The organism is Ruegeria sp. ABV3_008 (genome assembly GCF_056161185.1).
This window is the reverse complement of sequence record NZ_JBSWYP010000013.1, coordinates 31415-55559: the sequence shown is the minus strand read 5'-3', so window position 1 is coordinate 55559 and position 24145 is coordinate 31415. Positions and strand designations below refer to the sequence as shown.

General features: G+C 57.6%; 23 protein-coding genes. 12 read left to right on the top strand and 11 right to left on the bottom strand.

All coding sequences use genetic code 11. The annotated features are described in order from the left end of the window. Positions 1-16: 16 nt before the first annotated feature. The 10 genes from ACXAH8_RS19340 to coxB all read right to left on the bottom strand — a co-directional run bounded on the left by ACXAH8_RS19340 (position 17) and on the right by coxB (position 8518). Positions 17-853, bottom strand: coding sequence for an MBL fold metallo-hydrolase (locus tag ACXAH8_RS19340; RefSeq protein WP_475220259.1), 837 nt, complete (start codon positions 851-853; stop codon positions 17-19). 84 nt (positions 854-937) lie between these two features. Continuing rightward, a complete protein-coding gene (locus ACXAH8_RS19335) occupies positions 938-1522 on the bottom strand; it encodes a GNAT family N-acetyltransferase (protein ID WP_475220258.1) in 585 nt (194 codons plus the stop codon). Then, on the bottom strand, positions 1522-2784 hold the full coding sequence (locus ACXAH8_RS19330; RefSeq protein WP_475220257.1) for a M16 family metallopeptidase: 1263 nt from the start codon (positions 2782-2784) through the stop codon (positions 1522-1524). The genes ACXAH8_RS19335 and ACXAH8_RS19330 overlap by 1 nt, the downstream gene beginning before the upstream one ends. Beyond that, positions 2781-4169: a threonine synthase gene (thrC, locus tag ACXAH8_RS19325; protein WP_475220256.1), complete on the bottom strand. Its 1389-nt coding sequence runs from the start codon at positions 4167-4169 to the stop codon at positions 2781-2783. The genes ACXAH8_RS19330 and thrC overlap by 4 nt, the downstream gene beginning before the upstream one ends. Beyond that, the gene (locus tag ACXAH8_RS19320; protein WP_475220255.1) at positions 4166-4843 is read right to left on the bottom strand and encodes an SURF1 family protein; all 678 of its coding nucleotides are present in this window, start codon (positions 4841-4843) and stop codon (positions 4166-4168) included. The genes thrC and ACXAH8_RS19320 overlap by 4 nt, the downstream gene beginning before the upstream one ends. 154 nt (positions 4844-4997) lie before the next feature. Further along, positions 4998-5813: a cytochrome c oxidase subunit 3 gene (locus ACXAH8_RS19315; protein ID WP_170377876.1), complete on the bottom strand. Its 816-nt coding sequence runs from the start codon at positions 5811-5813 to the stop codon at positions 4998-5000. A 22-nt stretch (positions 5814-5835) separates the two neighbouring features. Then, positions 5836-6411 carry a cytochrome c oxidase assembly protein gene (locus ACXAH8_RS19310; RefSeq protein ID WP_170377874.1) on the bottom strand — a complete coding sequence of 192 codons (576 nt, stop codon included), beginning with the start codon at positions 6409-6411 and terminating at the stop codon, positions 5836-5838. Continuing rightward, complete coding sequence (locus tag ACXAH8_RS19305) at positions 6411-6572, bottom strand: hypothetical protein (protein WP_170462197.1); 162 nt, start codon at positions 6570-6572, stop codon at positions 6411-6413. Before ACXAH8_RS19305 ends, ACXAH8_RS19310 begins: the two co-directional genes overlap by 1 nt. Further along, positions 6572-7525 (bottom strand): heme o synthase, encoded by a 954-nt coding sequence (gene cyoE / locus ACXAH8_RS19300; protein WP_475220254.1) that lies wholly within the window; start codon positions 7523-7525, stop codon positions 6572-6574. The genes ACXAH8_RS19305 and cyoE overlap by 1 nt, the downstream gene beginning before the upstream one ends. A gap of 81 nt (positions 7526-7606) precedes the next feature. Then, positions 7607-8518: a cytochrome c oxidase subunit II gene (gene coxB, locus ACXAH8_RS19295; RefSeq protein ID WP_475220253.1), complete on the bottom strand. Its 912-nt coding sequence runs from the start codon at positions 8516-8518 to the stop codon at positions 7607-7609. A 176-nt stretch (positions 8519-8694) separates the two neighbouring features. On the opposite strand from coxB, the gene tldD reads away from it, so the two are divergent. The 5 genes from tldD to ACXAH8_RS19270 all read left to right on the top strand — a co-directional run bounded on the left by tldD (position 8695) and on the right by ACXAH8_RS19270 (position 15732). Then, positions 8695-10116, top strand: coding sequence for a metalloprotease TldD (gene tldD / locus ACXAH8_RS19290; protein ID WP_475220252.1), 1422 nt, complete (start codon positions 8695-8697; stop codon positions 10114-10116). 239 nt (positions 10117-10355) lie between these two features. Beyond that, positions 10356-11480 (top strand): DNA-processing protein DprA, encoded by a 1125-nt coding sequence (dprA, locus tag ACXAH8_RS19285; protein WP_475220251.1) that lies wholly within the window; start codon positions 10356-10358, stop codon positions 11478-11480. 180 nt (positions 11481-11660) lie between these two features. After that, positions 11661-14300, top strand: a complete 2640-nt coding sequence (topA, locus tag ACXAH8_RS19280; protein ID WP_475220250.1) for a type I DNA topoisomerase — start codon at positions 11661-11663, stop codon at positions 14298-14300. Between the two features lie 101 nt (positions 14301-14401). Further along, on the top strand, positions 14402-15106 hold the full coding sequence (locus ACXAH8_RS19275) for a CoA transferase subunit A (protein ID WP_170766194.1): 705 nt from the start codon (positions 14402-14404) through the stop codon (positions 15104-15106). Continuing rightward, entirely contained in the window at positions 15106-15732 is a 627-nt protein-coding gene (locus tag ACXAH8_RS19270) for a CoA transferase subunit B (protein ID WP_170554670.1), read from the top strand. Before ACXAH8_RS19275 ends, ACXAH8_RS19270 begins: the two co-directional genes overlap by 1 nt. A gap of 137 nt (positions 15733-15869) precedes the next feature. On the opposite strand, the gene ACXAH8_RS19265 is transcribed toward ACXAH8_RS19270, so the two are convergent. Further along, positions 15870-16739, bottom strand: coding sequence for a lytic transglycosylase domain-containing protein (locus tag ACXAH8_RS19265; protein WP_475220249.1), 870 nt, complete (start codon positions 16737-16739; stop codon positions 15870-15872). A gap of 353 nt (positions 16740-17092) precedes the next feature. Here ACXAH8_RS19265 and ACXAH8_RS19260 point away from each other — a divergent pair, with 353 nt between their 5' ends. From ACXAH8_RS19260 to ACXAH8_RS19230, 7 genes are all read left to right on the top strand, one after another. Then, positions 17093-17335, top strand: a complete 243-nt coding sequence (locus ACXAH8_RS19260; protein ID WP_170639318.1) for a Flp family type IVb pilin — start codon at positions 17093-17095, stop codon at positions 17333-17335. A 288-nt stretch (positions 17336-17623) separates the two neighbouring features. Then, positions 17624-17860, top strand: coding sequence for a hypothetical protein (locus ACXAH8_RS19255; RefSeq protein WP_170639317.1), 237 nt, complete (start codon positions 17624-17626; stop codon positions 17858-17860). A 236-nt stretch (positions 17861-18096) separates the two neighbouring features. Beyond that, positions 18097-19005 carry a Flp pilus assembly protein CpaB gene (gene cpaB, locus ACXAH8_RS19250; RefSeq protein ID WP_170471964.1) on the top strand — a complete coding sequence of 303 codons (909 nt, stop codon included), beginning with the start codon at positions 18097-18099 and terminating at the stop codon, positions 19003-19005. Positions 19006-19198: 193 nt separating this feature from the next. Next, the gene (locus ACXAH8_RS19245; RefSeq protein ID WP_170471966.1) at positions 19199-20605 is read left to right on the top strand and encodes a type II and III secretion system protein family protein; all 1407 of its coding nucleotides are present in this window, start codon (positions 19199-19201) and stop codon (positions 20603-20605) included. A gap of 17 nt (positions 20606-20622) precedes the next feature. Next, positions 20623-21249, top strand: a complete 627-nt coding sequence (locus ACXAH8_RS19240; protein WP_170471968.1) for an OmpA family protein — start codon at positions 20623-20625, stop codon at positions 21247-21249. A gap of 199 nt (positions 21250-21448) precedes the next feature. Further along, entirely contained in the window at positions 21449-22684 is a 1236-nt protein-coding gene (locus ACXAH8_RS19235) for a CpaE/TadZ family protein (protein WP_475220248.1), read from the top strand. 24 nt (positions 22685-22708) lie between these two features. Further along, complete coding sequence (locus ACXAH8_RS19230; protein ID WP_170471971.1) at positions 22709-24139, top strand: TadA family conjugal transfer-associated ATPase; 1431 nt, start codon at positions 22709-22711, stop codon at positions 24137-24139. Positions 24140-24145 lie beyond the last annotated feature (6 nt).

The window sequence follows — 24145 nt, the reverse complement described above, 5'->3', positions numbered from 1 at the left end:
GCGCGACCGGCAAGCCCTATTCCAGATCGATCAGATATTGCGGCTCTAGCACGACAACTGTGGGCCGGTCCGGCAAACTGCGCAGCGAGACGGTCAGCTCTGACACACCTTCGCGTACAACCGGGAAGTCATTGCGAATATAGACGAGAAAGCGATCCAGCGAGAAACCGGAGAACCAATGCATGGGAATAATCACCGAGCTTTTCAGCCGTTTGAGGACCGAGATCATCTCGGGCAGAGGCATGGTCGTCCCGCCATCGACGGCTGCCATCACTACATCCAAACGCCCCAGCGCGGCAAACTGCTCATCCGAGGGCACGTGATGCAAATGCCCCAAATGACCGATACACAGCCCTTCGACCTCGAACACGAAAATCGAGTTCCCCTTCTCCTCGACCCCACCATAGGACGACCGGATATCGGTCGAGACATTGCGCACCAGCATCTCGCCTAAATCCAGATGATGGTCTATCCCCTGCCCGAACTCACCCCACCCTGGCAGCACATTGGGAATGGCCGGGTCCGGATGTGCCGTCCAATGGGTGCTGTGCGCGTGGTTCATCGTCACCACATCCGGGATCAGATCGGCGCTGCCGATGAACCCGGTGAAATCCGTGACCGCGTTCAGCCCGCCCGCAGTCTGGATCAGAAAGGACGCATGCGCGATATAGCTGATCCGCACCGAAAACTCCGGCACCGGGTCCTGCCAAGCGGCCTTGTGCAGATATTCAATCCCAGGTGCTGCGTCGGCGATGGCAATGCAATGGCTCGGCCGCCGCTCCTGCGCAGCAGCCGCACCCGAAAGAAATATCAATACAGCTACAATCCAGCGCATAGGAGGAGTGTAGCGCATCCCTCCGCCAAGTCATGCCCCTTGTTCATCTGGCCAAAAATATCCCGGGGGAGGCGCGGCTTGCCGCGACGGGGGCAGAGCCCCCTAACCTGCGTCCGTCCGGCCCCGGCGATCCGACCGCAAGCTGGCGTAAAGAACATGCGTCCGCCACCGCCCGTTGATCTGCAGATAGGACTGCGCCACACCCTCGTATTTGAAACCCGAGCTTTCCAGCAGCCCGCGAGAGGGTTTGTTTTCGGGCAAGCAGGCTGCCTCGATCCGGCTTAGGTCCAAGCGGGTGAAGGCGTGATGAACGACCGCTCCGATAGCCTCGCGCATGTAGCCGTTGCGCGCAAAGCTCTGCCCGGTCCAATAGCCCAGGGTTCCAGCCTGCGCAGGACCGCGGCGGATGTTGTCCAGTGTGATCGCCCCCACCAGCAGGTCATCTGAACGGCGGAACAGAAACAACGGGATTGCGGTTCCGCTGGCGACCGAGCGCTGCGCCCAATAGACCCGGTTGGTGAAAGACTTGCGGCTTAAATGGTCCTGCGCCCAGATCGGCTCCCAGGGGGTCAAATACTCCTCTGAGGCGCGGCGCAGAGCGGCCCATTCGTTGAAGTCGGAATGCACAGGCGGGCGCAACCTTAGCCGCGCGGTTTCAAGTTTCAGCTTGCGCCTGCCCAACAGCATCACGCCGCACGCCTCTCCTGCAGTTCTACCAAGGATGGCGCGCCCGAGACCGGACCGTATAGCGCCAAGGCCGCCGGGGCCTGAACGGCCATGCGTTCGGCGAAGGCCCGGACATCTTCGGTACTGACCGCATCAATTTTGGCGACGGTATCTTCCAACGAAGGCACCCGCCCCCAGATTTGCACCAGACGCGCCAGACGCTCAGCCCGGTTCGAGGGGCTTTCCAGACCCATCAGCATCCCGGCTTTCATCTGCGCACGGGCACGAGCGACCTCTTCTTCGCTCATGTCTTCGGCGGCGCGCTTCATCTCGTCTATCGTGATGGTTGCCAGCTCGGCGACCTGATCTGCCGACGTTCCCGCGTAAATCGTGGTCGTGCCGGTATCCGCATAGGCCCCGGTCTGCGCAAAGATCGTGTAGCAGAGCCCGCGCGACTCACGCACTTCCTGGAACAGACGCGAGGACATGCCGCCGCCCAACGCCGTCGAATAGATCTGAGCGGTATAGATCCCATCGTCGCGATAGCCCGGGCTTTCCAGCGCCAGAGCAAAATGCGCCTGCTCCAGATCTTTTTCTTGCCGCGCCTCACCGCCAGTGAAGCGGGCAGCTTCCGGGATCAGGCCCTTGCGCGGTTGCAAGTGGCCAAACATCTCTTCGGCCATTTTCATCAGCGCGTCGTGATCCACAGCACCCGCCGCAGACAGGATCATTTGCTCAGGGCCATAGTGCTCAGCCACGAAGCCGGAAAGATCTTCTCGCGAGAAGGAACTCACCCGTTCAGACGGACCGAGGATGGTGCGGCCAATCGGCTGGTCGTGATAGCTTTGTTCCTGCAGCCAGTCGAAAATCACGTCGTCCGGCGTGTCATAGGCCTGACCTATTTCCTGGAGGATCACGCCACGTTCAACTTCGATCTCACGCGGATCGAAAACCGGGTTCAGAACGATGTCGCCGATCACATCCATCGCCAGCGCCACGTCGTCTTTCAGGACGCGCGCGTAATAGGCCGTCACTTCGCGCGAGGTATAGGCGTTGATATAGCCACCTACATCCTCAATCGCCTCTGCGATTTGCAGCGAAGAACGCCGCTCGGTTCCCTTGAACGCCATATGTTCAAGGAAATGCGCGATCCCGTTCTGTTCGATCCGCTCATGCCGCCCGCCGGCGGTCACCCAGATGCCGATGGCTGCCGATTGCAGCCCCGGCATATGTTCACTGACGATACGAAAGCCGTTCTTCAGCTGGTCTTGTCTGACTGTCACTCAGCGATATGCCTTCTGATATGATCCTCGAGGGCACCCAGATCATTGGCAATCCGCGTCACCCGTTCCGGACGTTCATACAGATCAGACATGCGGGATGGAAGAGGCGGATGTTCCCCGCTCGCCTTCTCGACCGCAGCCGGGAATTTCGCCGGGTGCGCGGTGGCCAGAGTGATCATCGGCACATCTGCTGCGCGGTGGTCCTCAGCCACTTTGATGCCGATGGCCGAATGCGGGCAGACCAGCTCGGCACTATGGGCCAGAGTATGTTTGATCGTCTCAAGCGTTTCATCTTCGGACACGCGGCCCGAATCAAAGCTCTCGCGCAAGGCCTCCATCGCGCCTTGGCTGACGTTGAAACCACCAGATTTCAGCTCATCCATCAACTGAGCGACCGCGCTGCCATCCTCGACATAAGCATAATACAGCGCGCGTTCGAAGTTTGAGCTGACCTGAATATCCATCGACGGGCTGATCGAGGGGATGGTCTCGCCTTTGAAATATCCCTCACCCGACAGGCAGCGGTGCAGAATGTCGTTCTGGTTGGTCGCCACAACCAGTCGGTCGATGGGCAGCCCCATACGTTTGGCCAGATAGCCTGCGAAGATGTCCCCGAAATTGCCGGTGGGCACGGTGAAGCTGACTTCGCGATGCGGCGCGCCAAGGCTGACAGCCGCCGAGAAGTAGTACACGATCTGCGCCAGAACGCGGGCAAAGTTGATCGAGTTTACGCCCGCCAATTTGACCTCATCCCGGAAGTCGAAATCGTTGAACATATCCTTCAGTGCGGCCTGACAATCGTCAAAGTCACCATCCACGGCGAGCGCATGGACATTGCTGTCCGCTGGCGTCGTCATCTGGCGGCGCTGCACCTCGGACACCCGTCCATGCGGATAGAGGATGAACACATCCACCGCATCCAGGCCCCGGAATGCCTCAATCGCTGCCGAGCCGGTATCGCCGCTGGTCGCGCCAACGATGGTGACACGGTCGTTGCGGCGATTCAGGGCCACCTGGAACAGCTGACCGATCAGCTGCATGGCAAAATCCTTGAAGGCCAACGTTGGCCCGTGGAACAGTTCCAACAGGAAGTGGTTTTCGTTCAACTGCTTTAGCGGCGCGCGGGCGTCGTGACCGAAGCCTTCATAGGCGCGGGCGATGATCTGTTTGAACTCATCCTCTGCGAAGGAACCGCTGACATAGGGCCACATCACGCGAAACGCGATCTCCTCGTAGGACTGACCAGCCATGGCGGCGATCTCGTCATGGCTGAGCGTAGGGATTTCGGCCGGCAGGTACAGGCCACCGTCACGGGCCAGCCCGGTCAGCATCGCCTCTTCAAAGCTCAGTTCAGGCGCTTGGCCACGGGTCGAGATGTATTTCATTGCGGGTCACTCTCAGAAGGGGCGCGATTGCGCCACAGGAAGTATCCGGTCATCGCGGCCCAGACGAGGGCCAGTCCAAACCATGTGATTGCATATTGCAGGTGATCATTGGGGATCCCCGCCGTGTCGACCGGCAGCGGGGTCACGCCCGGATCGGTCTGAGACCGGGCGATCAGCAAGATCGGCTCGGTCCCCAGCGCGGCGGCCAGATTGGGCACGTCGCGGGCGAACCAGATGTTGCTGTCGATATCGGCCTCAGGCGTATAGCTGTCGATCTCATCTGGCCAATGCAGGTTGCCTGTCACCTCCATCGGGCCGGTCAAACGGTCAGTCTGCTTGGCCGTGGTTGGCACAAAACCCCGGTCCACCAAAATGGTGCGATCCTCGGTGCTGAACGACTGGATGATGCGATACCCGGCCCCGACTTGCTTGACCGAGACCAGAACGTGGATCTCGCCCGGCTCCATATCACCCGAGACCGTCACAGGCAGATATTTGTCTTCATCCTCTGACACCTGTTGCGGCAGCGGAACTGGTTCGGCGGCGATGCGGCTTTCAATCTCGGAAAGGATCTCTTGCTTCCACGCCAGACGCTGGACCTGCCACGTACCAAGCCACAGCAATACGCCCAATCCGGCGAGACTGAAGATCAGCAGAAACAGAGTGCGGCGCATGGAAGGACTATCGCTCGTTGCAGGAACCGGCGTCTTGTTAAGGGGGGCAGGCACGAGAATGCAACCACGCAATTGTATGGGGCGCAATCTTGCCCTCGAAAATGCGAAAAAGCCGCCCCGAAGAGCGGCTTTTGCAGTTCAATACCAAAGCCGCTTAGAACAGCGGCGCCTGTCCCCAGATGTAGACTGCGAAGAACAGGAACAGCCAGACCACGTCAACGAAGTGCCAGTACCAGGCTGCGGCCTCGAAACCGACGTGTTTCTCGGGGGTGAAGTCCCCTTTCAGCGCGCGGATCAGACAGACTGTCAGGAAAATCGTACCGATCACTACGTGAAAACCGTGGAAGCCGGTTGCCATGAAGAAGTTCGAGTAGAACTGGTCACCGCCAAACTGCCAATCCTCATGGGCCAGCAATTCATAGTATTCAAACGCCTGAAGCGCCGTGAACAGGATACCCAGCACGATACCGATGGCCAGACCGTTGATCAGCGCCTTGCGATCGTTGTCGTGAACCAGAGCGTGGTGCGCCCAGGTGATCGCACAGCCCGACAGCAGCAGGACCAGAGTGTTGATCAGCGGCAGGTGGAACGGATCAACCGCGTGGATATCCGGCTGGATGTATTCGGTGCCCGCATAGTCGTACATCGGGTACATGCGATGTTTGAAGAACGACCAGAACCAGGCGAAGAAGAACATTACCTCGGACATCACGAACAGGATGAAGCCATAGCGCAGACCGATGCGCACAACCGGCGTGTGGTCGCCCTGACGGCTTTCCACCACAACTTCGGACCACCAGGCGAACATGGTGTACAGCACGGCAACGAGACCGGCCCAGAACAGCCACGGCGTCACACCGTGCATCCAAAGGACGGCTCCGAACAGCATCACAAAGCCACCGACAGCGCCGATCAGCGGCCAGATCGACGGGGCCAAAATGTGATAATCATGGTTTTTTGCGTGTGCCATCAGCGTCCCTCACCTAAAGGCGTTAGTTCGTGTTTGTGTCTTCCTGCGTTTCAAGGGCGGCATAGCCCTCGGGCAGGTCAATTTCGTAGAATGTATACGACAGAGTAATCGTATGCACATATTTCGCTTCGAGGTCTTCGACCATTTCCGGATCAACAAAGAAGCTGACCGGCATCTCTACCCGCTCACCGGGTTGCAAAACCTGCTCTTCAAAGCAGAAGCAGGCGATTTTCTGGAAATAGCCACCTGCCGAATACGGCGCGACGTTGTAAGACGCCTGCCCCGCAATCGGGCGATCGGTCGGGTTGTAGGCCTCATAGAAGGCCAGCCCGGTTTCACCGATGCGCACCTCCATCTCACGCTCGACGGGCTTGAACTCCCACGCCATGTCCTTGGCTTTGGATGCGTCGAAACGGACCGTCACTTTGCGGTCGAGGATATCATCAGGCGCGGCTTCGGCGACGCCAGTGGTGCCTCCGAATCCGGTAACACGGCAGAACCAGTCGTAAAACGGCACAGCCGCCCAGGCGAGGCTGCCCATCAGGACAACCACACCCACGGTTTGCACAACAGTTTTCTGAGGACCGGACAGAGCCATCAGTTTTGCACCTCCTGCACGGGTTGCCCCAGGCTGGTGCCCGAGACCTTGACGATTGTGAGGCCGAAGATGATCACGATGAAGGCCGCAAGTGTCAGGCCAACACCCAAGTTTCGGCTGAAACGACGTTGGTGAATTTCATGGCTTTTGCGCAGGCTCATCACCACCCTCCCAAGCCGTAGGGTTTCAGCAGCGCCTCAACCAGAATCGCGCCAAAATGCAGGAACAAGTACAGCAGAGACAGCTTGAAGAAACTCCGCTCCACCTTGAAATTGTCCGCTTCCGCGTCGTCTTCGGTGCGGCGCGAGATCTGCCATGCGCCACGCAGGAACAGGGCGTTCAGCACCATGGCAACTGCCAGATAGATCGGCCCGCCGATGTCTGAGAACGCGGTGCCAACGGCCAGAACAGCCAGAAGGCCGGTGTAAACGAGAATATGCTTACGGGTCGCGCGACGACCATGGGTCACGGTCAACATGGGCACGCCCGCATCGTCATAGTCCGAGCGCATGAACAGCGCCAATGCCCAGAAATGTGGAGGCGTCCACATAAAGGTCAGAGCAAACATCAGCCACGGCTCAAGCGTCATCGACCCGGTTGCGGCAACCCAGCCGATCACCGGAGGGAACGCACCTGCCGCGCCGCCGATCACGATGTTCTGCGGCGTCGAGCGTTTCAGCCACATCGTGTAGACCACAACGTAGAAGAAAATGGTGAAACCCAGAAACGCGCCGGCGAACCAGTTGGTCGCAAGGCCCAGCATGATCACCGACAGGCCGGACAGCGCCAAACCCAGCGACAGCGCCTCGCCTTCCTGTACTTTACCGGCGGGAATCGGACGGCCTTTGGTCCGCTTCATCACCCGGTCGATATCCGCATCCCACCACATGTTCAGTGCACCAGACGCGCCGCCACCGATGGCGATAAACAGGATGGCGCAGAAACCCACGAAAGGATGCACCGACGCCGGAGCCGCCAGCAAGCCAACCAGAGCCGTAAACACGACCAGAGACATCACACGCGGCTTCAGCAGGGCGAAATAATCGCCAAAGCTGGCCTCATCCGCGTATGCCTTGGCGGTCGATGTGCTGGCATTGATGCTTGCGTCGGTCATCTCGGGTCCTTTTGGGGCGAAAGCCGCGCGGTTTAGCGCGCAGCCAACGAGTATTCTAAGGCGCGAACGCCCAGTCTACGCTCAGTTCGAGGCCACTTGGAAGTTTTGCGGCTTGCCCGCATATTCCTCGATCGCGCCGTTCAGCCACTGCTCGTAGGCCTCTTCGCTGACAACTTTGACGGTGATCGGCATGTACGCGTGGTCCTTGCCGCAAAGCTCGGAACACTGGCCGAAATAGACGCCCTCTTTGTCAGCTTCAAACCACAGCTCGGCCAGACGACCGGGAACGCCGTCCTGCTTCACGCCGAAGGACGGGATCGTCCAAGAGTGGATCACGTCAGATGCGGTGACCTGCATCACGATGACCTTGCCGACCGGAACCACAACAGCGGTATCAGTGGCCAGCAGCCATTCATCATCGCTGTAGCCTGCATCAGCCAGTTTGGCGCGCATAGCGTCATCCAGAACGAAGGGGGTCACATCCGCGTCTGCAGGGCGTGCGCCTTCATCAAGCGTAGCGGGGTGGCCAAGCAGGTAGCTGTCGAACGCGAAATCGTGATCAACATATTCGTAAGTCCAGTACCACTGGTTGCCGACCACTTTGATGACCACATCACCTTCGGGAATTTCCTGCTGCTTGAAGAGAACCGGAAGGGAGAAAGCGCCGATGAACACCAGAATCAGGATCGGACCCAAAGTCCACGCGATCTCAACCGGGGTATAGTGCGAGAACCGCGCCGGTGTCGGGTTGGCGCGCTGGTTGTAGCGCACGATGCAGTAAACCAGCAGCGCAGCAACAAACAGGCAGATCACGGTGATGATTACCAGAATCATCGCGTCCAGCCTGTGAATCCCGTCTGCAAGGCTGGTCGCTGCGGGTTGAAAGCCCATTCCACCGTCAACCGGCTTGCCAATTATCTCAAGCTCCTGAGCCATGGCGGGAAGGCTGGAGAGGGCCGTAGCAAGCCCGGAAAGCATCAAAGCATTCTTCATGTCTTGTCCTGATCGTTTGATCTTTGCGTCTCTGGCGAAAAGGTATGAATCGGTGAAACCACACCCGTTGTCTTTGGCCGCGTTAAAAACCATATTCCTGCGGGTAGATAAAGCAAAATGCTTGCGTCAAACAGACGCTATTTTTGATCTGGATCAAACCGGAAAGGTTACAGCCCATGACTCAGGCCCCGTTTCGCCCTTTTGAAAGCGCTCTTCCGCATGATGAAGCGCTCTCCATTTTGCAATCGGCGACCGCCGGGGCCGAGGACGGAGAATTGTTTGTCGAACGGCGGAAATCCGAGTCTCTGGTCTTTGACGATGGTCGGTTGAAGACCGCATCCTACGATGCATCCGAGGGATTCGGGCTGCGGGCCGTTCAGGGCGAAGTAGCGGGCTATGCACATTCGACAGACGTTTCGATTCCCGCGTTGAAACGCGCGTCCGAGACCGCTCGGCTGGCCGTTGGTGACGGAGGGGGCACCCTGGCCGATGCCCCCATGGCGACCAACAAACGCCTTTACACCGATGAAGATCCCATTGAAACCGCCAGCTTCCCTGTCAAGGTTGAGACCCTGCGCGAGATCGACGCCTTCGCCCGCGATCTAGACCCTCGCGTCGTGCAAGTCAGCGCCACTATCGCCGCCGCGGTGCAAGAGGTCGAGATTCTGCGCCCCGACGGCGTGCTGGTGCGCGACGTGCGCCCGATGACCCGGGTAAATGTCTCGGTCATCGTCGAGCAGAATGGCCGCCGTGAAAGCGGCTCGGCTGGTGGCGGTGGCCGTGTAGGGCTGAGTGGGCTGATCGACCCTGCCGACTGGCAGAGCAAGGCGCGTGAGGCCCTGCGGATCGCACTGGTCAACCTCGAAGCTGTCCCCGCCCCGGCCGGAGTGATGGAAGTCGCCTTAGGCCCCGGCTGGCCCGGTATCCTGCTGCACGAAGCCATCGGGCACGGGCTGGAAGGGGATTTCAATCGCAAGGGCAGCTCGGCATTTGCAGGTCTGATGGGGCAGCAGATTGCCTCCAAAGGCGTGACAGTGGTGGATGACGGCACGATTGCTGATCGGCGCGGCTCGATCACTGTGGATGACGAGGGAACGCCAAGCTCTCGCACAGTATTGATCGAGGACGGTATCTTGACTGGGTACATGCAAGACCGCCAGAACGCCCGCCTGATGGGCGTCACCCCTACCGGCAATGGACGACGGCAAAGCTACGCGCACAAACCGATGCCGCGCATGACCAATACGGTGATGCTGGGCGGCGATGCCGACCCGGCCGCTCTAGTTGCTGATATCAAGGACGGTATTTGGGCCGTGGGTTTCGGTGGTGGTCAGGTCGACATCACCAACGGCAAATTCGTCTTTTCCTGTACCGAGGCCTACCGGGTCGAAAACGGCAAGATCGGCGCTCCGGTCAAAGGCGCGACGCTGATCGGGGATGGACCTTCTGCGCTGAACCGCATCCGTGGGTTGGGCAACGACATGGCGCTGGATCCGGGAATGGGAACCTGCGGCAAGGATGGTCAATGGGTGCCCGTAGGTGTCGGCCAGCCAACGGTTCTGATGGACGGACTGACCGTCGGAGGCTCCGCCGCCTGAGTCGGAATCACCTGAAATAGGAAAGGCGCAGGGTTAACATTGCGCCTTTTCGCCAAAGTGGCTGAAGTCAATTGGAATTGCGGTTCATTCACCTTGGCAGAAGTTTTATACTTACAATACAATTGCTTAACAGCATTCCCTGGAGAACACGCCCAAAAAATTGCATCTAATTTTCAACGATTTACAGGCTGTTAACCCCGACACACGTAAACCAGTTCTGCAATCAGGCGGAGCATCGGATGACCGAAGAGCAGCATTCTTCCAATCACCCCCCACTCCCACCCACCACGGAAGAGGATCGGTTTTCGTGGCTCCGCCTGTTGCGCTCACGCAAGGTTGGTCCGGCGACGTTTCGTCGGCTGCTAAGCGAACATGGCTCAGCGCAGAACGCGCTGGCCGCGCTGCCTGAAATGGCACGCGCTGCCGGAATAAACGGGTATGAAATCTGCCCTCCCGGCGTGGTTGAGGCGGAACTCAAGGCCGCACAAGCCGCCAAAGCGCGGCTTGTGTGCCTTGGGTCCGCCGATTTTCCAAAAGCTTTGCAGGATGTATCTGACGCGCCGCCGCTTCTATGGGCTTTTGGCGATCTTTCCATGCTGCAAAAACCCGCAATCGCCTTGGTGGGCGCGCGCAATTGCTCCTCGCTCGGCGCGCGTATGGCCCGTGGTCTGGCGAAAGAACTGGGCGATCTCGGCCATGTCATTGTCTCTGGTCTTGCCCGCGGAATCGACACTTCGGCCCATCTGGCCGCGCTGGAAACCGGCACCATCGCCGTGATGGCCGGAGGGGTCGATGTCATCTACCCGGCCGAGAACAGCGAACTGGCGCATAAGATCGGCGAGACAGGTCTACGCCTGTCGGAGCAACCTATGGGGCTGACACCACAAGCCCGCCACTTTCCGCGCCGCAACCGGATTATATCGGGGCTGGCACAGGCGGTCGTGGTGGTTGAGGCCGCGGCTAAGTCAGGCAGCCTGATCACTGCAAGGGACGCGCTGGACCAAGGGCGCGAGGTCCTCGCCGTTCCCGGCCATCCGTTCGATGCACGGGCCTCCGGATGCAATTTGTTGATTCGGGACGGCGCGACCTTGATCCGATCTGCGGAAGATGTGATCGAAGCCCTGCCCAAGGGAGAAGACCTCTTCCGAACACCCAGTGAGCCTCCTGTTGCGCCAATACCGACACCCGCTGTAGCGCTGCACGATCAAATCCTGCAACGACTCGGCCCATCGCCCATCGCCGAAGACCAACTGCTGCGCGATATCGCTGCTTCGGCCGGTGATCTTGGACCCGCTTTGGTAGATCTGGAACTTGAGGGCCGAATCCAGCGTCAACCCGGTGGGCTTTTGTCGCTAGCAAGCTGAAATGGACGTATCGCAACGCAGCACCCCCATGAGGCTTCGCCTGCCCCAAAGGCATATAGGGGGCTGAAATCTAGGGATTTTTCACGCTGCAAAAGGAACGCATTGACATTCCGGCCTTGCCCCACACATTTTGCACGACCATAACAGGCGCCCTATTCGTCGAGCGAGGTTTCCCCTTAAATGCCCGTAGTTGTTGTAGAATCTCCGGCCAAAGCAAAAACAATCAATAAGTATCTCGGCCCCGACTACACGGTTCTGGCCTCCTATGGCCATGTGCGGGACCTGCCGCCCAAGGACGGATCGGTCGATACCGACCATGAATTCGAGATGAAGTGGGAGGTCGGCAATGATAGCAAGAAGCACGTCAAAGCGATTGCGGATGCGCTGAAGGAAGACAACGCGCTGATCCTCGCAACTGACCCTGATCGCGAGGGGGAAGCGATCAGTTGGCACTTGCAGGAAGCGCTGACCAAGCGGCGCTCGATCAAGAAAGATACCCCAGTCAGCCGCGTGACCTTCAACGCGATCACCAAAGAGGCCGTCACCCAGGCGATGCAAAACCCGCGCGAGGTCGACATGCCGCTGGTCGAGGCCTATCTGGCCCGCCGCGCGTTGGACTATTTGGTGGGCTTCAACCTGTCGCCGGTTCTGTGGCGCAAATTGCCCGGCGCGAAATCGGCAGGCCGGGTGCAATCTGTCTGTCTACGGCTGATCGTCGAACGCGAGATGGAGATCGAGGCGTTCAAGCCGGTTGAATACTGGTCGGTCAAGGCCCTGTTCGAAACCCCACGCGGCCAAACTTACGAGGCGCGCCTGGTTACCTATGCCGGCAAAAAGCTGGACAAGCACGATCTGAAAGACGCGACACAGGCAGAGCTGGCTGTTCAGGCCATCACCAGCCGCGCGCTGAGCGTAACCTCGGTCGAGGCGAAACCTGCGGCACGCAACCCCAGCGCGCCCTTCATGACCTCGACCCTGCAACAGGAGGCTAGCCGCAAATTCGGTATGGGTGCGCGGCACGCGATGCAGGTGGCGCAGCGTCTCTATGAGGCAGGCTACATCACCTATATGCGAACTGACGGCATCGACATGGCCCCCGAAGCGGTCGCCGCCACGCGCGACGCGATTTCGGATCGCTATGGCGCCGAATATGTGCCGGACAGCCCGCGCATCTACAAGAACAAGGCCAAGAACGCGCAGGAAGCGCACGAATGTATCCGCCCGACGGACATGACGCGCGATGCAAAAGAACTGAAAGTGACCGATGAAGATCAGCGCAAGCTTTATGATCTGATCTGGAAGCGCACGATTGCTTGCCAGATGGCTGCTGCGCGCCTGGAACGCACAACCGTTGAAATCGGCAGCGACGACGCTCAGGTCGGCCTGCGCGCGACCGGTCAGGTGGTGCTGTTTGACGGTTTCATGCGCGTCTACGAAGAAGGCCGTGATGATGTGGCAGATGACGATGAAAAACGTCTGCCGCAAATCATGCAGGGCGATCCTGCGAAATTTGCCAAAACCTCGCTGCGCGATCAATTCACCAAGGCGACGATCGACAGCACGGACAAAACTGCCAAACAGGCGATCCTGTCCGATAACGAAGCCGTTCTGGCGCTGCAGCACCATACGCAACCGCCTCCACGCTATACTGAGGCCACTTTGGTCAAACGGATGGAGGAGCTGGGGATCGGCCGTCCTTCCACTTATGCCTCAATCGTAACTACGATTCAGGACCGCGAATATGTGCGTAAGGACAAGAACCGCCTGATCCCCGAAGAAAAGGGCCGGATCGTCACCATCTTTCTGCTGAACTTCTTCCGCCAATACGTGGGCTATGAGTTTACGGCGAATCTGGAAGAAGAGCTGGACGATGTCAGTGCCGGCGATCGTGACTACAAAGATCTGCTGAGCAAGTTCTGGCGCGATTTCTCGGCCGCGATTGGCGAGACGTCTGAGCTGCGAATCTCGGAAGTGCTGGACAAGCTTGACGAGGCGCTGGCCCCGCAATTGTATCCGCCACGTGAGGACGGGTCGGACCCACGCATTTGCCCGAAATGTGGGACGGGTCAACTGCATCTAAAAACGTCTCGGACCGGCGGGTTCGTTGGCTGCGGCAACTATCCCGAATGCACCTATACCCGACCCATCGCGGGCGAAGGGGCCGAAGGAGATGAACGTCTTCTCGGTGAGGATGCAGGCGACGAAATTTGGCTGAAATCCGGCCGGTTCGGTCCCTACGTTCAGCGCGGAGAGCCGACGCCCGAGAACAAGAAACCCCCGCGCGCCTCTCTGCCCCGTGGGTGGAGCAAGGACGACATGGACCTTGAGAAGGCCCTGACCCTATTGTCCCTGCCCCGCCAAATCGGTGAACATCCCGAAGGCGGTATGATTAGTTCGAACTTCGGGCGGTTCGGGCCGTATATCATGCACCAACTGCCGGAAGAGGCGAAACCGGTCTACGTGAATGTCAAAGACCCCAATGACGTGTTCGAGATCGGCATGAACCGCGCGGTCGAGATGCTGGCAGAAAAACGCGCCAACCCGGGACGTGGGCGGCGCGCTGCGGCCGCCCCCCTCAAAGAGTTGGGCGAACACCCTGATGGAGGTGCCATGCAAGTTCTTGATGGGCGCTATGGGCCTTATGTGAAGTGGGAAAAGGTCAACGCCACCATTCCCAAGGACATCAAGCCCGAAGATGTGACGCAGGAAATGGCCATCGAATTGGTCAATGAACGCGCCGCAAAGAAGGGAACAAAGAAGAAGGCTGCCCCAAAGAAGAAGGCCGCTGCCAAGAAAACAACTAAGAAAACGGCAAGCTAGGGTTGGATAGGTAGAAATACCACCAGCCCTTTGGATTCGTTGACTTCCCCCTGACGCGGCGGCACAACCTGCCCATCACCATGTCATTGGGGGAGTTTTCCATGAAGAAAATCTATGCCAATGCCTCTGACGCGCTCGACGGAGTGCTTTCGGATGGCATGATGATCGCGGCGGGCGGTTTCGGCCTTTGCGGCATCCCGGAACTGCTGCTCGAGGCGATCAAAGAATCGGGTGCTCAGAACCTGACTTTTGCGTCAAACAATGCGGGTGTCGACGATTTCGGCATCGGCATCCTGCTGCAAACCAAGCAGGTCAAGAAAATGATCAGCTCATACGTCGGCGAAAACGCGGAATTCATGCGTCAGTACCTGGCCGGAGAGCTTGAGCTGGAATTCAATCCGCAGGGCACTCTGGCCGAACGGATGCGCGCAGGTGGCGCAGGCATCCCCGGCTTCTATACCAAAACCGGCGTGGGCACTGTGATCGCCGAGGGTAAGGAACACAAAGACTTCGACGGCGAGACCTACATTCTGGAAGAAGGCATCTTTGCCGATCTGGCCATTGTCAAAGCATGGAAGGCCGATGACACCGGCAACCTGATCTTCCGCAAGACCGCCCGGAACTTCAACGTGCCTGCGGCGACTTGTGGCAAAATCTGCATCGCCGAAGTCGAAGAGATTGTCCCCCGAGGCTCAATGGACCCGGATGCGATCCACCTGCCGGGCATCTATGTGCATCGGATCATTCAGGGCGATCACGAAAAGCGCATTGAACAGCGCACCACCCGTAAGAAGGAGGAAGCATAATGCCTTGGGATCGGAACCAGATGGCCGCCCGTGCGGCGCAAGAGCTTGAAGACGGCATGTATGTGAACCTCGGCATCGGTATTCCGACGCTGGTGGCAAACTATGTGGGCGACAAGGACATCACCCTGCAATCCGAGAATGGTATGCTGGGTATGGGCCCCTTCCCGTTCGAAGGCGAAGAAGACCCCGACCTGATCAACGCGGGTAAGCAAACCATCACTGAGCTGTCGCGCACCGCATATTTCGACAGCGCGACCTCGTTCGCGATGATCCGGGGCGGCAAGATTGCCGCAGCCGTTCTGGGCGCGATGGAAGTGGATGAAGAAGGCGACTTGGCCAACTGGATGATTCCCGGTGTTCTGGTCAAAGGCATGGGCGGCGCGATGGATCTTGTGGCCGGCGTCGGCCGTGTAATTGTGGTGATGGATCACACCAACAAACACGGCAAATCCAAGCTGCTGAAGAAATGCACCCTTCCGCTGACCGGGAAAAAGGTGGTGAATCGCATCATCACCAACCTCGGGGTTCTGGATGTGGTTGAGGGTGGCCTGAAGATCGTCGAGATCGCTGAAGGCGTCACCGAAGACGAGATCCGTGCCGCAACTGAGGCGAACATCGTCAACTAAACCAAAATCTGGGCCTGCTGATTTAGGCAGGCCCCATAGCGTTTCGGGTTAGACTTGTAACGCGAATAACCTGCCACGCTTTTAGTGTTCTCGGGACATTCGCGTCACTTGATTATTCAGGTAAAACCCGAAACGCTTTAGTTTAGCGTTTGGAATACGCACCCATCCGAGGCATAGACCGGCGGCGTCGCGCAGAGCGCCCGCGCGACCTGAAAAGCCGCGAGCACCTTGGGCACATAATCCCGGGTCTCTTCATAGGGCGGCACACCGCTGTGTTTGCGGACGGCCCCCTCTCCGGCATTGTACCCGGCAAGCGCCAATATCGGGTCATTGTCGAACTCACCCATCAGCCAATCCAGGTATTTGACCCCACCCGAGATATTCTGAGAGGGCTGGAAGCTGTCCTGCACGCCAAACCGCTCGGCCGTTGCGGGCATCAGCTGCATCAGCCCCTGCGCCCCGGCCGAGCTGACCGCATCGGCCCGCCCAGCCGATTCCACCGAGATAACCGCCAGAACCAGTGCAGGTGAGACGTTAGTGCCAATGGTCGAGCGCAGGATATCGCGCCCCTGATTGTTCACGATGCCCTGTAGGGTCTGCAACCGAGGTGTGGACACGCTAGTAGCGGCCAAGGCGTCTATCGCAGAATCCAGCCGTCCCGGCCCGGCCTGTGCCAGCTCGGGCGAGATCTTCTCCCAAAAGGCTTTATACGCGCCTTTCGGAGGTGCTTTGGTCGCGACGACGGGGGCGTCTGCTGCCGGAGGTACTTTGGCATGTTTGATGACATCGGGGACTACCAGTTCCGCTCCGGTGCTGGGTGCGGACGGTCTGGCCGCGTGTTCTTCAGAGGTAATCCGAATGTTAACCTTCGGCCGCTGACCCGGCTGAGGCGCCTTGATCCTTTTATAGACACCACGCGGTTCGACCTCATCGGCGCGCACGGTGTCTGGCGTGCATACCAAAAACGCCAATACGCCGGCGCATGTAACTGCGTCCCGGAGATTCATTTGCCTGCCTCATGTTTTAGTTTTGATTGATTTGAACCTCGAATCTTCGCGCAAAGCCAGAAAAACCAAGCAAATTGGGGCAGTTTCGCCTCATTTGCCGCAAATTTGCATCGCTAAAAGACGACCCCAAACAACCAGATTTGTTTTTTTACATTTATTTTCAATATCTTAAAAACTAAATAACCAAAAAGTTAGGCATCGGGCAAATTTTTCCCTGTTTGGCCCAATTCCTGCCATGCACAACAGGCAAACATAGATGCATACCGAGACGATCGGGAGCGGACTGAGAGAGGAAGCTCTGAAAGACGCCGAGGTTTAGAAGACTTTTTTAGATCCTTTAGGAGGGACGTAACATGATCAAGTTCATCAAGAACTTCCGCAAAGACGAAGACGGCGCAGTAACAGTTGACTGGGTTGTTCTGACCGCAGCAGTCATCGGCCTGGCAGCCGTTGCATACCAGCAAATCGAGGGCGGCGCGACCAGCCTGGCGGACGACGTAGACACCGCGCTGAGCACCGCTACTGTTTCGACTGGCGACAACACCAACGCAGGCGGCATCACCACAGCAGGCTCTGCGACCGGCACCGACGAATAATTTGGCTTACAGCTAAGTTTCTAGGCCGCACCAAGATTTTGGTGCGGCTTTTCTTTTTGAGGTAAATACACCCAAAGTCTACAAGGCGCTATTTTAACAAGCGCTTTTTGTCACCGTCAAAAATGAGTTTTTGTTCCGTGACCAATGCGAAAGCAGTGGCAATTTGGCATGACCTCCTTTTTCTGGCCCAATTTCCGCCATCCACGTCAGCTAAAACTGTATAGATCGAATTATCTGCACTTGGGCTGGCGATGGCTTGAGTAGAAGAGGCTCTTGGAAGGACGACACATGAAACAGTTTCACAATCGCTTTGTGAAAAGCGAAGAGGGCGCAATCACGGTTGATTGGGTCGTCTTGGTCGCTTTGATCATCGGGCTCAGCTCTGCACTCATACTTGTGATGAGGACCGGAATGGACAATTTCGGCGGAAACGTGGACCAAGCTTTGTCAACGGCGACAGTCAGCACTGGTGACAATGACAACGCTGGTGGAATCACTTCAGCCGGAACCGTAAACGGCGAATGATATCTTTGCCTTGAAGATCGTGCGCCTGTGACAGTTAGCAACGAGTTTTCTGTCCGGCGCGCGATTGCTTTGACGTCAGTGATTTGTGCGCGCGCGTCGCAGATGAACAAAAAATTTTTTGCATCGAAAAACGCTTTTGCCCCAGATTTCGACACAATTCCCCGTTAAACAGGTCGCTGTTTCAGAACTTCTTGTTGGGCACTATTTGCCCAACTAGCACAGAATGAGGTGGATGTATGCGAGCGATATTCGGACTTGTCCTGATTGTCGGACTAGCTCTGGCCGGTGGTGCTGTCTACATGGCGCAGAACTATATCTCTGCTTATCAACAGGAACTCGCACGCGAACGGCAAGCAGCAGCAGCCGCGTTAGAGGCCGCCGCAGCAGAAAACGCTGCGATAGAAGTGATTCCAACCGTAGGTGTTATTGTATCAAATCGGACCCTGAAATACGGAGAACGTCTGGCAGAAGACGACGTGCGTGTTGTTGATTGGCCAGAAAACGCGATCCCGGAAGGCAGCTTTACCGACCTTGCGGTTCTTTTCCCCGAGTCAGGCAGCAAAGATCGTTTCGTTCTTCGCACAATGGAAAAAGACGAAGCGCTGATGGAGGTCAAAATCACTCAGCCGGGCGAAGGGGCGGGTCTGACGTCTCAGCTGGACAAAGGTATGCGCGCTTTCGCTATTCGGGTTGATGTGGCTTCGGGCGTTTCCGGTTTCTTGCGCCCCGGTGATTTTGTGGACGTGTACTGGACCGGTTCGCGTCGCGGGACAACCGCCGAAGCGGATGGCGAGATCACCCGCCTGATCCAGCCCAGGGTCGAACTTATCGCCGTTGACCAGATCGCAGGAACGGACGTGACCGGAACAACCATCGCGCGAACGATCACCGTTGCAGTCACACGTGAACAGGTTGCTGTACTTACGCAAGCGCAAAACACGGGCAGACTGACCCTGGCGCTTGTCGGGATTGAAGATGAAACGGTGTCGTCAGAAGTCATCGAAATCGACCAACGCGCGTTGCTGGGTGTCGTCGAGGAAGAAGCCGCCCCCGTCCCTGAACGTGTGGAGCAACAAGTTTGCAAGACGCGCATTCGTCGCGGTAACAGCGAAGTTGCCGATAGTGTGATCGCCTGTACAAACTGACGCCTATTCAGGATGTTACACCTGCCGAGCCGCGCAATTCGCGCGGCTCAATTGATTCCTATGTTGCTAATTGCCCACATAAGGAAACTTCCGGAAACCCTTGATTATTGCAATAAATTCCGTTTTCGCGCAGAGTTTCGCCTATAGGGCATAAGACCCATAAAAACGAGGCGTGATCGGAGAGGCAGGTCACATGAAAATACGTTCCTGGATCAGCGCAACCCTGCTGGGGTTGTCGCTCGTTGTTAGCCCAGTCGGCGATGCCGCTTGGGCCGAAACTCTTCGCGTGGTGAAGAAGGGCACAGTGGAAACGCTGGAAGTACCTGTAAACCGCGCGATCGTTGTTGAAAGTGAAGAGCCATTTGCCGAACTGAGTATCGCGAATGCCGGTATTGCCGACATCTCGTCGCTTTCAGAGCGAACGATCTATGTCTTGGGCAGAGCACCCGGCCTAACTACTCTTACACTTTTCGATGGGGCCGGTATGCTTTTGGCGAATGTCCGCGTACGCGTGTCCCCTGACGTGACTGAATTTAAAGAGCGTCTGAGGCAGATCTTGCCGAACGAACAAATCGAAGTGCGCACTGCGAACGACGGCATCGTCTTGTCCGGCACGGTTTCAGGAGCGGCCAAACTAGCCCGCGCATTGGAACTAGCCGAACGCTATGCCCCCGACCGGGTCTCGAACCTGATGTCGGTCGGCGGTGTGCAGCAGGTCATGCTGAAGGTTCGCTTTGCCGAAATGAACCGCTCGGTCGCAAAGAACCTGTCGACATCTCTTGGCTTTGGAGGCGGCGACGTCACAGCCGGTTTCAACACCCTAAACACGCAAGGTGCGTTGAACAATGCGCTGGCCAACAACATTCCGATCGCGCAAGCAAATACGGGCGCAATTCTGTTCGGTTTTGGCGCCGGTTCTACCCAAGTTAGGCTACTGCTTGAAGCACTCGAAACCAAAGGTCTTGCGCGTACGCTCGCCGAACCGAACCTATCCGCTCTGTCCGGTCAGCAGGCAACGTTCCTAGCCGGTGGTGAGGTCCCGATTCCTGTGCCCGCAGATGACGGTGTTGTCGCAATCGAATACCGCGCGTTCGGTGTTGAGATCGACTTCATTCCGCGCGTGGTCGACGGTGATCTTATCAACTTGGAGCTTGGCACTGCAGTATCGAGTATCGATACGTCTTCGGACTTTACGATCAACGGCGATTCGGTCCCAAGCTTCATTACCCGCCAGACCTCAACAACCATTGAGCTGCGCGACGGTGAAAGCTTTGCGATCGCAGGCCTGATTCAGGATGACTTCACGGACCTGAGCAATCAGGTGCCATGGTTGGGCGACGTTCCTGTTCTGGGCACCCTGTTCCGCAGCGCACAGTACCAGCGAGAACAAAGTGAGTTGGTTATCATCATCACCGCGCACTTGGTCTCACCGACCCGTGGGGAAACGCTTGCTTTGCCGACAGATCGAGTAAAACCCCCCAGTGAGTTTGATCTGTTTATAAACGGTCGCGTTGCTCGGACCGAGCGCGCAGGCGCAGGTGGCGCATCGGAAGTCGCCAAGCAAGATTTTGGCAGTTCTTACGGCTATATTCTGGATTGATGAGGAGGTTAGGACCAATGAAAACGTTGATACTCACCTTAGGTCTTTCGGTCGCAGTTACCGCATGTACACGCGAAGCCGGGTATGAAATTGATGCGGGAACCTTTGGCAACGCGACGCTGAACAATTCGCAGGTCATGAACGGAGAGCTGACATACGCTCAGATTCTGAGCCGCCGGTTCGCCGCTGAAGTCCCCAGCCAAGTGAACTTTGCCTTCAACAGTTCACAGCTCGATGCGTCGGCCCAACGTATTCTGTTGCAGCAGGCGGATTGGATCAAACAATTCCCTGAAGCACGGTTCCGTGTGTATGGCCACACGGACGCAGTGGGCTCAGCCAGCTACAACAAGAGCCTTGGCTTGCGTCGGGCACAAGCTGTTGTGTCCTTCTTTGCCCAACAGGGAATCTCGCGGTCTAGACTAGAGGCGGTGGTTTCTTTCGGCAAAACGCGTCCACTGGTTGCTACAACGAATCGCGACCGCCGGAATCGCCGGACGGTGACCGAGGTTTCGGGCTTTGTGGATCGCGCACCACAAACGCTGGACGGCAAGTATGCTGATGTCATCTATCGCGAATACGTCGAAAGCGCAGCTTCCGGTTCTACAGTCGAACAAGTCGACGCAACTGGCGGCGGCGGTGGATAATCCCATCTGAACGGGCGACATCGTCGCCCGTTTCCCTACAATTGGTTCTTTTGCGCCAAATTCTCGCCCAACTTCAAAGCAATATTGTGAACAATAGGGTGACCTGCGGCCAAAATTGACCGCATTGGGGCGACAGCAAATCTACCCGAGCGTATTCGTTCGCATGAAATGCCAAGCCCTCTCTACGAGGATTGTGTATATGAGTAGCGCGACGCCGCAAGACAACGACTCGGGAATTCTGGCCTGCACGATCAGCCGGGACGTCCAGAACTTCGATCTGCTAATCGAAGACATGGAAACCATTCTGGGTGAGCGTTGGGGCGATCTTGGCTTTGCCGAAGCTCTCGCGTTTTTCAGCCAACCCGAAGCGGAAACACTGGAATTCGTTGCCCTGGCAATTGATGGAGATGATGAAGACAACCTCTCGCTGATGGGCGAGATCATCACCCAGGCAAAAGACAAGAAGATCAAAGTGGTGCTTATTGCCGAGGACGTGACCCCCGCCTCGCTGCATCAGCTTCTGCGCAAAGGCGCGGATGAGTTTGTCCCCTACCCGCTTCCCGAAGGTGAACTGAACGAAGCGATCGAGCGGATGAACAAGCCCGATCCCGTGGTTGCAGCACAAGCCGCGGCGGCCACTTTGTCCAGCGGAGAATCAAAAGAAGGCGCTCTGTTCGTAGTGCAAGGGCTGGCGGGCGGCGTTGGTTCTACGACATTGGCTGTGAACCTGGCCTGGGAACTCGCCACAATCTCGGACAAGGACGCGCCTTCTGTCTGTCTGATCGACCTGGATCTGCAATACGGCACGGTCTCGACCTATCTGGACCTGCCCCGCCGTGAAACCGTTTTCGAGATGCTGTCCGATACAGCGTCAATGGATGATGAGGTTTTCTCGCAAGCCCTTCAAAGCTATGAAGAAAAAATGCAGGTTTTGACGGCCCCATCCGACATGGTGCCGTTGGATCTGATCACGCCCGAAGACATCCAGCGCGTGATAGATACGGCGCGCAAACATTTCGACTATGTGATCGTGGACATGCCCAAGACATTGGTTTTGTGGTCAGAAACTGTTCTACAAGCTGCACATGTCTATTTCGCCATGATCGAGTTGGACATGCGCTCGGCTCAGAACGCATTGCGTCTGAAACGCGCCTTGCAGGCCGAAGAGCTGCCGTTCAACAAATTGCGCTTCGCCCTAAATCGGGCCCCCAAGTTCACCGATCTAAACGGCAAGGGGCGCATCAAACGTATGGGCGAAAGCCTCGGGATTTCGATCGACCTGCAACTGCCCGATGGGGGCAAGCCGGTGATGCAAAGTGGCGATCATGGCCTGCCACTGGCCAGTTCAGCCGCCAAAAACCCGCTGCGTCGCGAAATTGCCAAGCTTGCAAAGTCGCTCCACAGCCTCGGCAGCAACGACGCTGAGGCCGCATAACACAACTCCAAGGGAAGAGCCGCCATGTTTTCCAGATATAAGAAAGCGTCTGATGCGCAGCCGGTCGAGACTCCGGCCAAAGCGCCCGAAGCGGCCCCCGCAGCGCCAACGGCAACAGCAGTTGCACGCAAGCCCGTTCAGAAGAAAGCTGGCGAAGTCACGAGCGCCGACCGCGACCGCAAACGGAAAGAGCGCCTGAGCGAAATCAAGATTGAGCTGCACCGGGAACTACTGGAAAATTTGAACCTCGCAGCCCTTGAAAACGCAGGAGAGGCCGAGCTTCGCACCGAGATCAGCGCAATTGCCAGCGAAGTTTTGGAAGCCAAAAGCATCGTGCTCAACCGCGACGACCGCGCGCAGCTGAACAAGGAGCTTTACGACGAGGTCACGGGCCTCGGACCACTTGAAGCCCTGCTTCGCGACGATACGGTCAACGATATTCTGGTGAACGGCCCGCAACAGATTTTTGTCGAACGTGCGGGTAAGCTGGAAATCAGCGACATCACGTTTAAGGACGAAAAACACCTGATGCGGATCATCGACAAGATCGTGTCCGCAGTGGGCCGTCGTGTTGACGAATCCAACCCCTATGTCGACGCCCGTCTGGCCGATGGCTCGCGTTTCAACGCGATGGTTCCTCCGATCGCGGTTGACGGCTCGCTGGTATCGATTCGCAAGTTCAAAAAAGACAAGCTGGGCATCGATGATCTGGTCAATTTTGGCGCGTTCACTGAAGAAATGGCCGCCTATCTTCAAGCCGCCGTTTCGACACGCCTGAATATCATTGTCTCGGGCGGTACGGGTTCCGGTAAAACGACCACTCTGAATGCGCTTTCGAGCTTTATTGACGACGCTGAACGTATCTTGACCATCGAGGATACGGCGGAACTTCAACTGCAGCAGACTCACGTTGGCCGGATGGAAAGCCGCCCGCCAAACGTTGAGGGAAAAGGTGAGGTCAGCCCCCGCGACTGTCTGAAAAACGCCTTGCGGATGCGTCCCGACCGCATCATCGTGGGTGAGACCCGTGGCGCCGAGGTGATCGACATGCTGCAGGCGATGAACACCGGCCACGACGGCTCGATGACCACAATCCACGCGAACTCGGCGCGGGATGGTATCTCGCGTCTCGAGAACATGATCGCAATGGCGGGGATCGAAATGCCGATCAAGGCGGTTCGCAGCCAGATCTCAAGCGCTGTGAACTTGATCGTTCAGGCCAGCCGTTTGCAGGATGGCTCGCGTCGCATGACCTCGATCACCGAAATTACCGGGATGGAAGGCGATGTGATTTCGATGCAAGAAATCTTTCGTTTCCAACGCGTTGGCCTGACACCCGATAACAAAATCATCGGTCACTTCACCGCCACCGGCGTGCGCAGCCACTATTCTGAACGCTTCCGCCTTTGGGGCTTTGACCTGCCCTCGTCCATCTACGACCCAACCACAATGTAGGAGATC

What these genes read in the sequence shown, in the direction of transcription:
- ACXAH8_RS19340 (WP_475220259.1), bottom strand. Translation starts at nt 853, where the DNA reads ATGCGCTACACTCCTCCTATGCGCTGGATTGTAGCTGTATTGATATTT.
- ACXAH8_RS19335 (WP_475220258.1), bottom strand. Translation starts at nt 1,522, where the DNA reads ATGCTGTTGGGCAGGCGCAAGCTGAAACTTGAAACCGCGCGGCTAAGG.
- thrC (WP_475220256.1), bottom strand. Translation starts at nt 4,169, where the DNA reads ATGAAATACATCTCGACCCGTGGCCAAGCGCCTGAACTGAGCTTTGAA.
- ACXAH8_RS19320 (WP_475220255.1), bottom strand. Translation starts at nt 4,843, where the DNA reads ATGCGCCGCACTCTGTTTCTGCTGATCTTCAGTCTCGCCGGATTGGGC.
- ACXAH8_RS19315 (WP_170377876.1), bottom strand. Translation starts at nt 5,813, where the DNA reads ATGGCACACGCAAAAAACCATGATTATCACATTTTGGCCCCGTCGATC.
- ACXAH8_RS19310 (WP_170377874.1), bottom strand. Translation starts at nt 6,411, where the DNA reads ATGGCTCTGTCCGGTCCTCAGAAAACTGTTGTGCAAACCGTGGGTGTG.
- ACXAH8_RS19305 (WP_170462197.1), bottom strand. Translation starts at nt 6,572, where the DNA reads ATGAGCCTGCGCAAAAGCCATGAAATTCACCAACGTCGTTTCAGCCGA.
- cyoE (WP_475220254.1), bottom strand. Translation starts at nt 7,525, where the DNA reads ATGACCGACGCAAGCATCAATGCCAGCACATCGACCGCCAAGGCATAC.
- coxB (WP_475220253.1), bottom strand. Translation starts at nt 8,518, where the DNA reads ATGAAGAATGCTTTGATGCTTTCCGGGCTTGCTACGGCCCTCTCCAGC.
- tldD (WP_475220252.1), top strand. Translation starts at nt 8,695, where the DNA reads ATGACTCAGGCCCCGTTTCGCCCTTTTGAAAGCGCTCTTCCGCATGAT.
- dprA (WP_475220251.1), top strand. Translation starts at nt 10,356, where the DNA reads ATGACCGAAGAGCAGCATTCTTCCAATCACCCCCCACTCCCACCCACC.
- topA (WP_475220250.1), top strand. Translation starts at nt 11,661, where the DNA reads ATGCCCGTAGTTGTTGTAGAATCTCCGGCCAAAGCAAAAACAATCAAT.
- ACXAH8_RS19275 (WP_170766194.1), top strand. Translation starts at nt 14,402, where the DNA reads ATGAAGAAAATCTATGCCAATGCCTCTGACGCGCTCGACGGAGTGCTT.
- ACXAH8_RS19270 (WP_170554670.1), top strand. Translation starts at nt 15,106, where the DNA reads ATGCCTTGGGATCGGAACCAGATGGCCGCCCGTGCGGCGCAAGAGCTT.
- ACXAH8_RS19265 (WP_475220249.1), bottom strand. Translation starts at nt 16,739, where the DNA reads ATGAATCTCCGGGACGCAGTTACATGCGCCGGCGTATTGGCGTTTTTG.
- ACXAH8_RS19260 (WP_170639318.1), top strand. Translation starts at nt 17,093, where the DNA reads ATGATCAAGTTCATCAAGAACTTCCGCAAAGACGAAGACGGCGCAGTA.
- ACXAH8_RS19255 (WP_170639317.1), top strand. Translation starts at nt 17,624, where the DNA reads ATGAAACAGTTTCACAATCGCTTTGTGAAAAGCGAAGAGGGCGCAATC.
- cpaB (WP_170471964.1), top strand. Translation starts at nt 18,097, where the DNA reads ATGCGAGCGATATTCGGACTTGTCCTGATTGTCGGACTAGCTCTGGCC.
- ACXAH8_RS19245 (WP_170471966.1), top strand. Translation starts at nt 19,199, where the DNA reads ATGAAAATACGTTCCTGGATCAGCGCAACCCTGCTGGGGTTGTCGCTC.
- ACXAH8_RS19240 (WP_170471968.1), top strand. Translation starts at nt 20,623, where the DNA reads ATGAAAACGTTGATACTCACCTTAGGTCTTTCGGTCGCAGTTACCGCA.
- ACXAH8_RS19235 (WP_475220248.1), top strand. Translation starts at nt 21,449, where the DNA reads ATGAGTAGCGCGACGCCGCAAGACAACGACTCGGGAATTCTGGCCTGC.
- ACXAH8_RS19230 (WP_170471971.1), top strand. Translation starts at nt 22,709, where the DNA reads ATGTTTTCCAGATATAAGAAAGCGTCTGATGCGCAGCCGGTCGAGACT.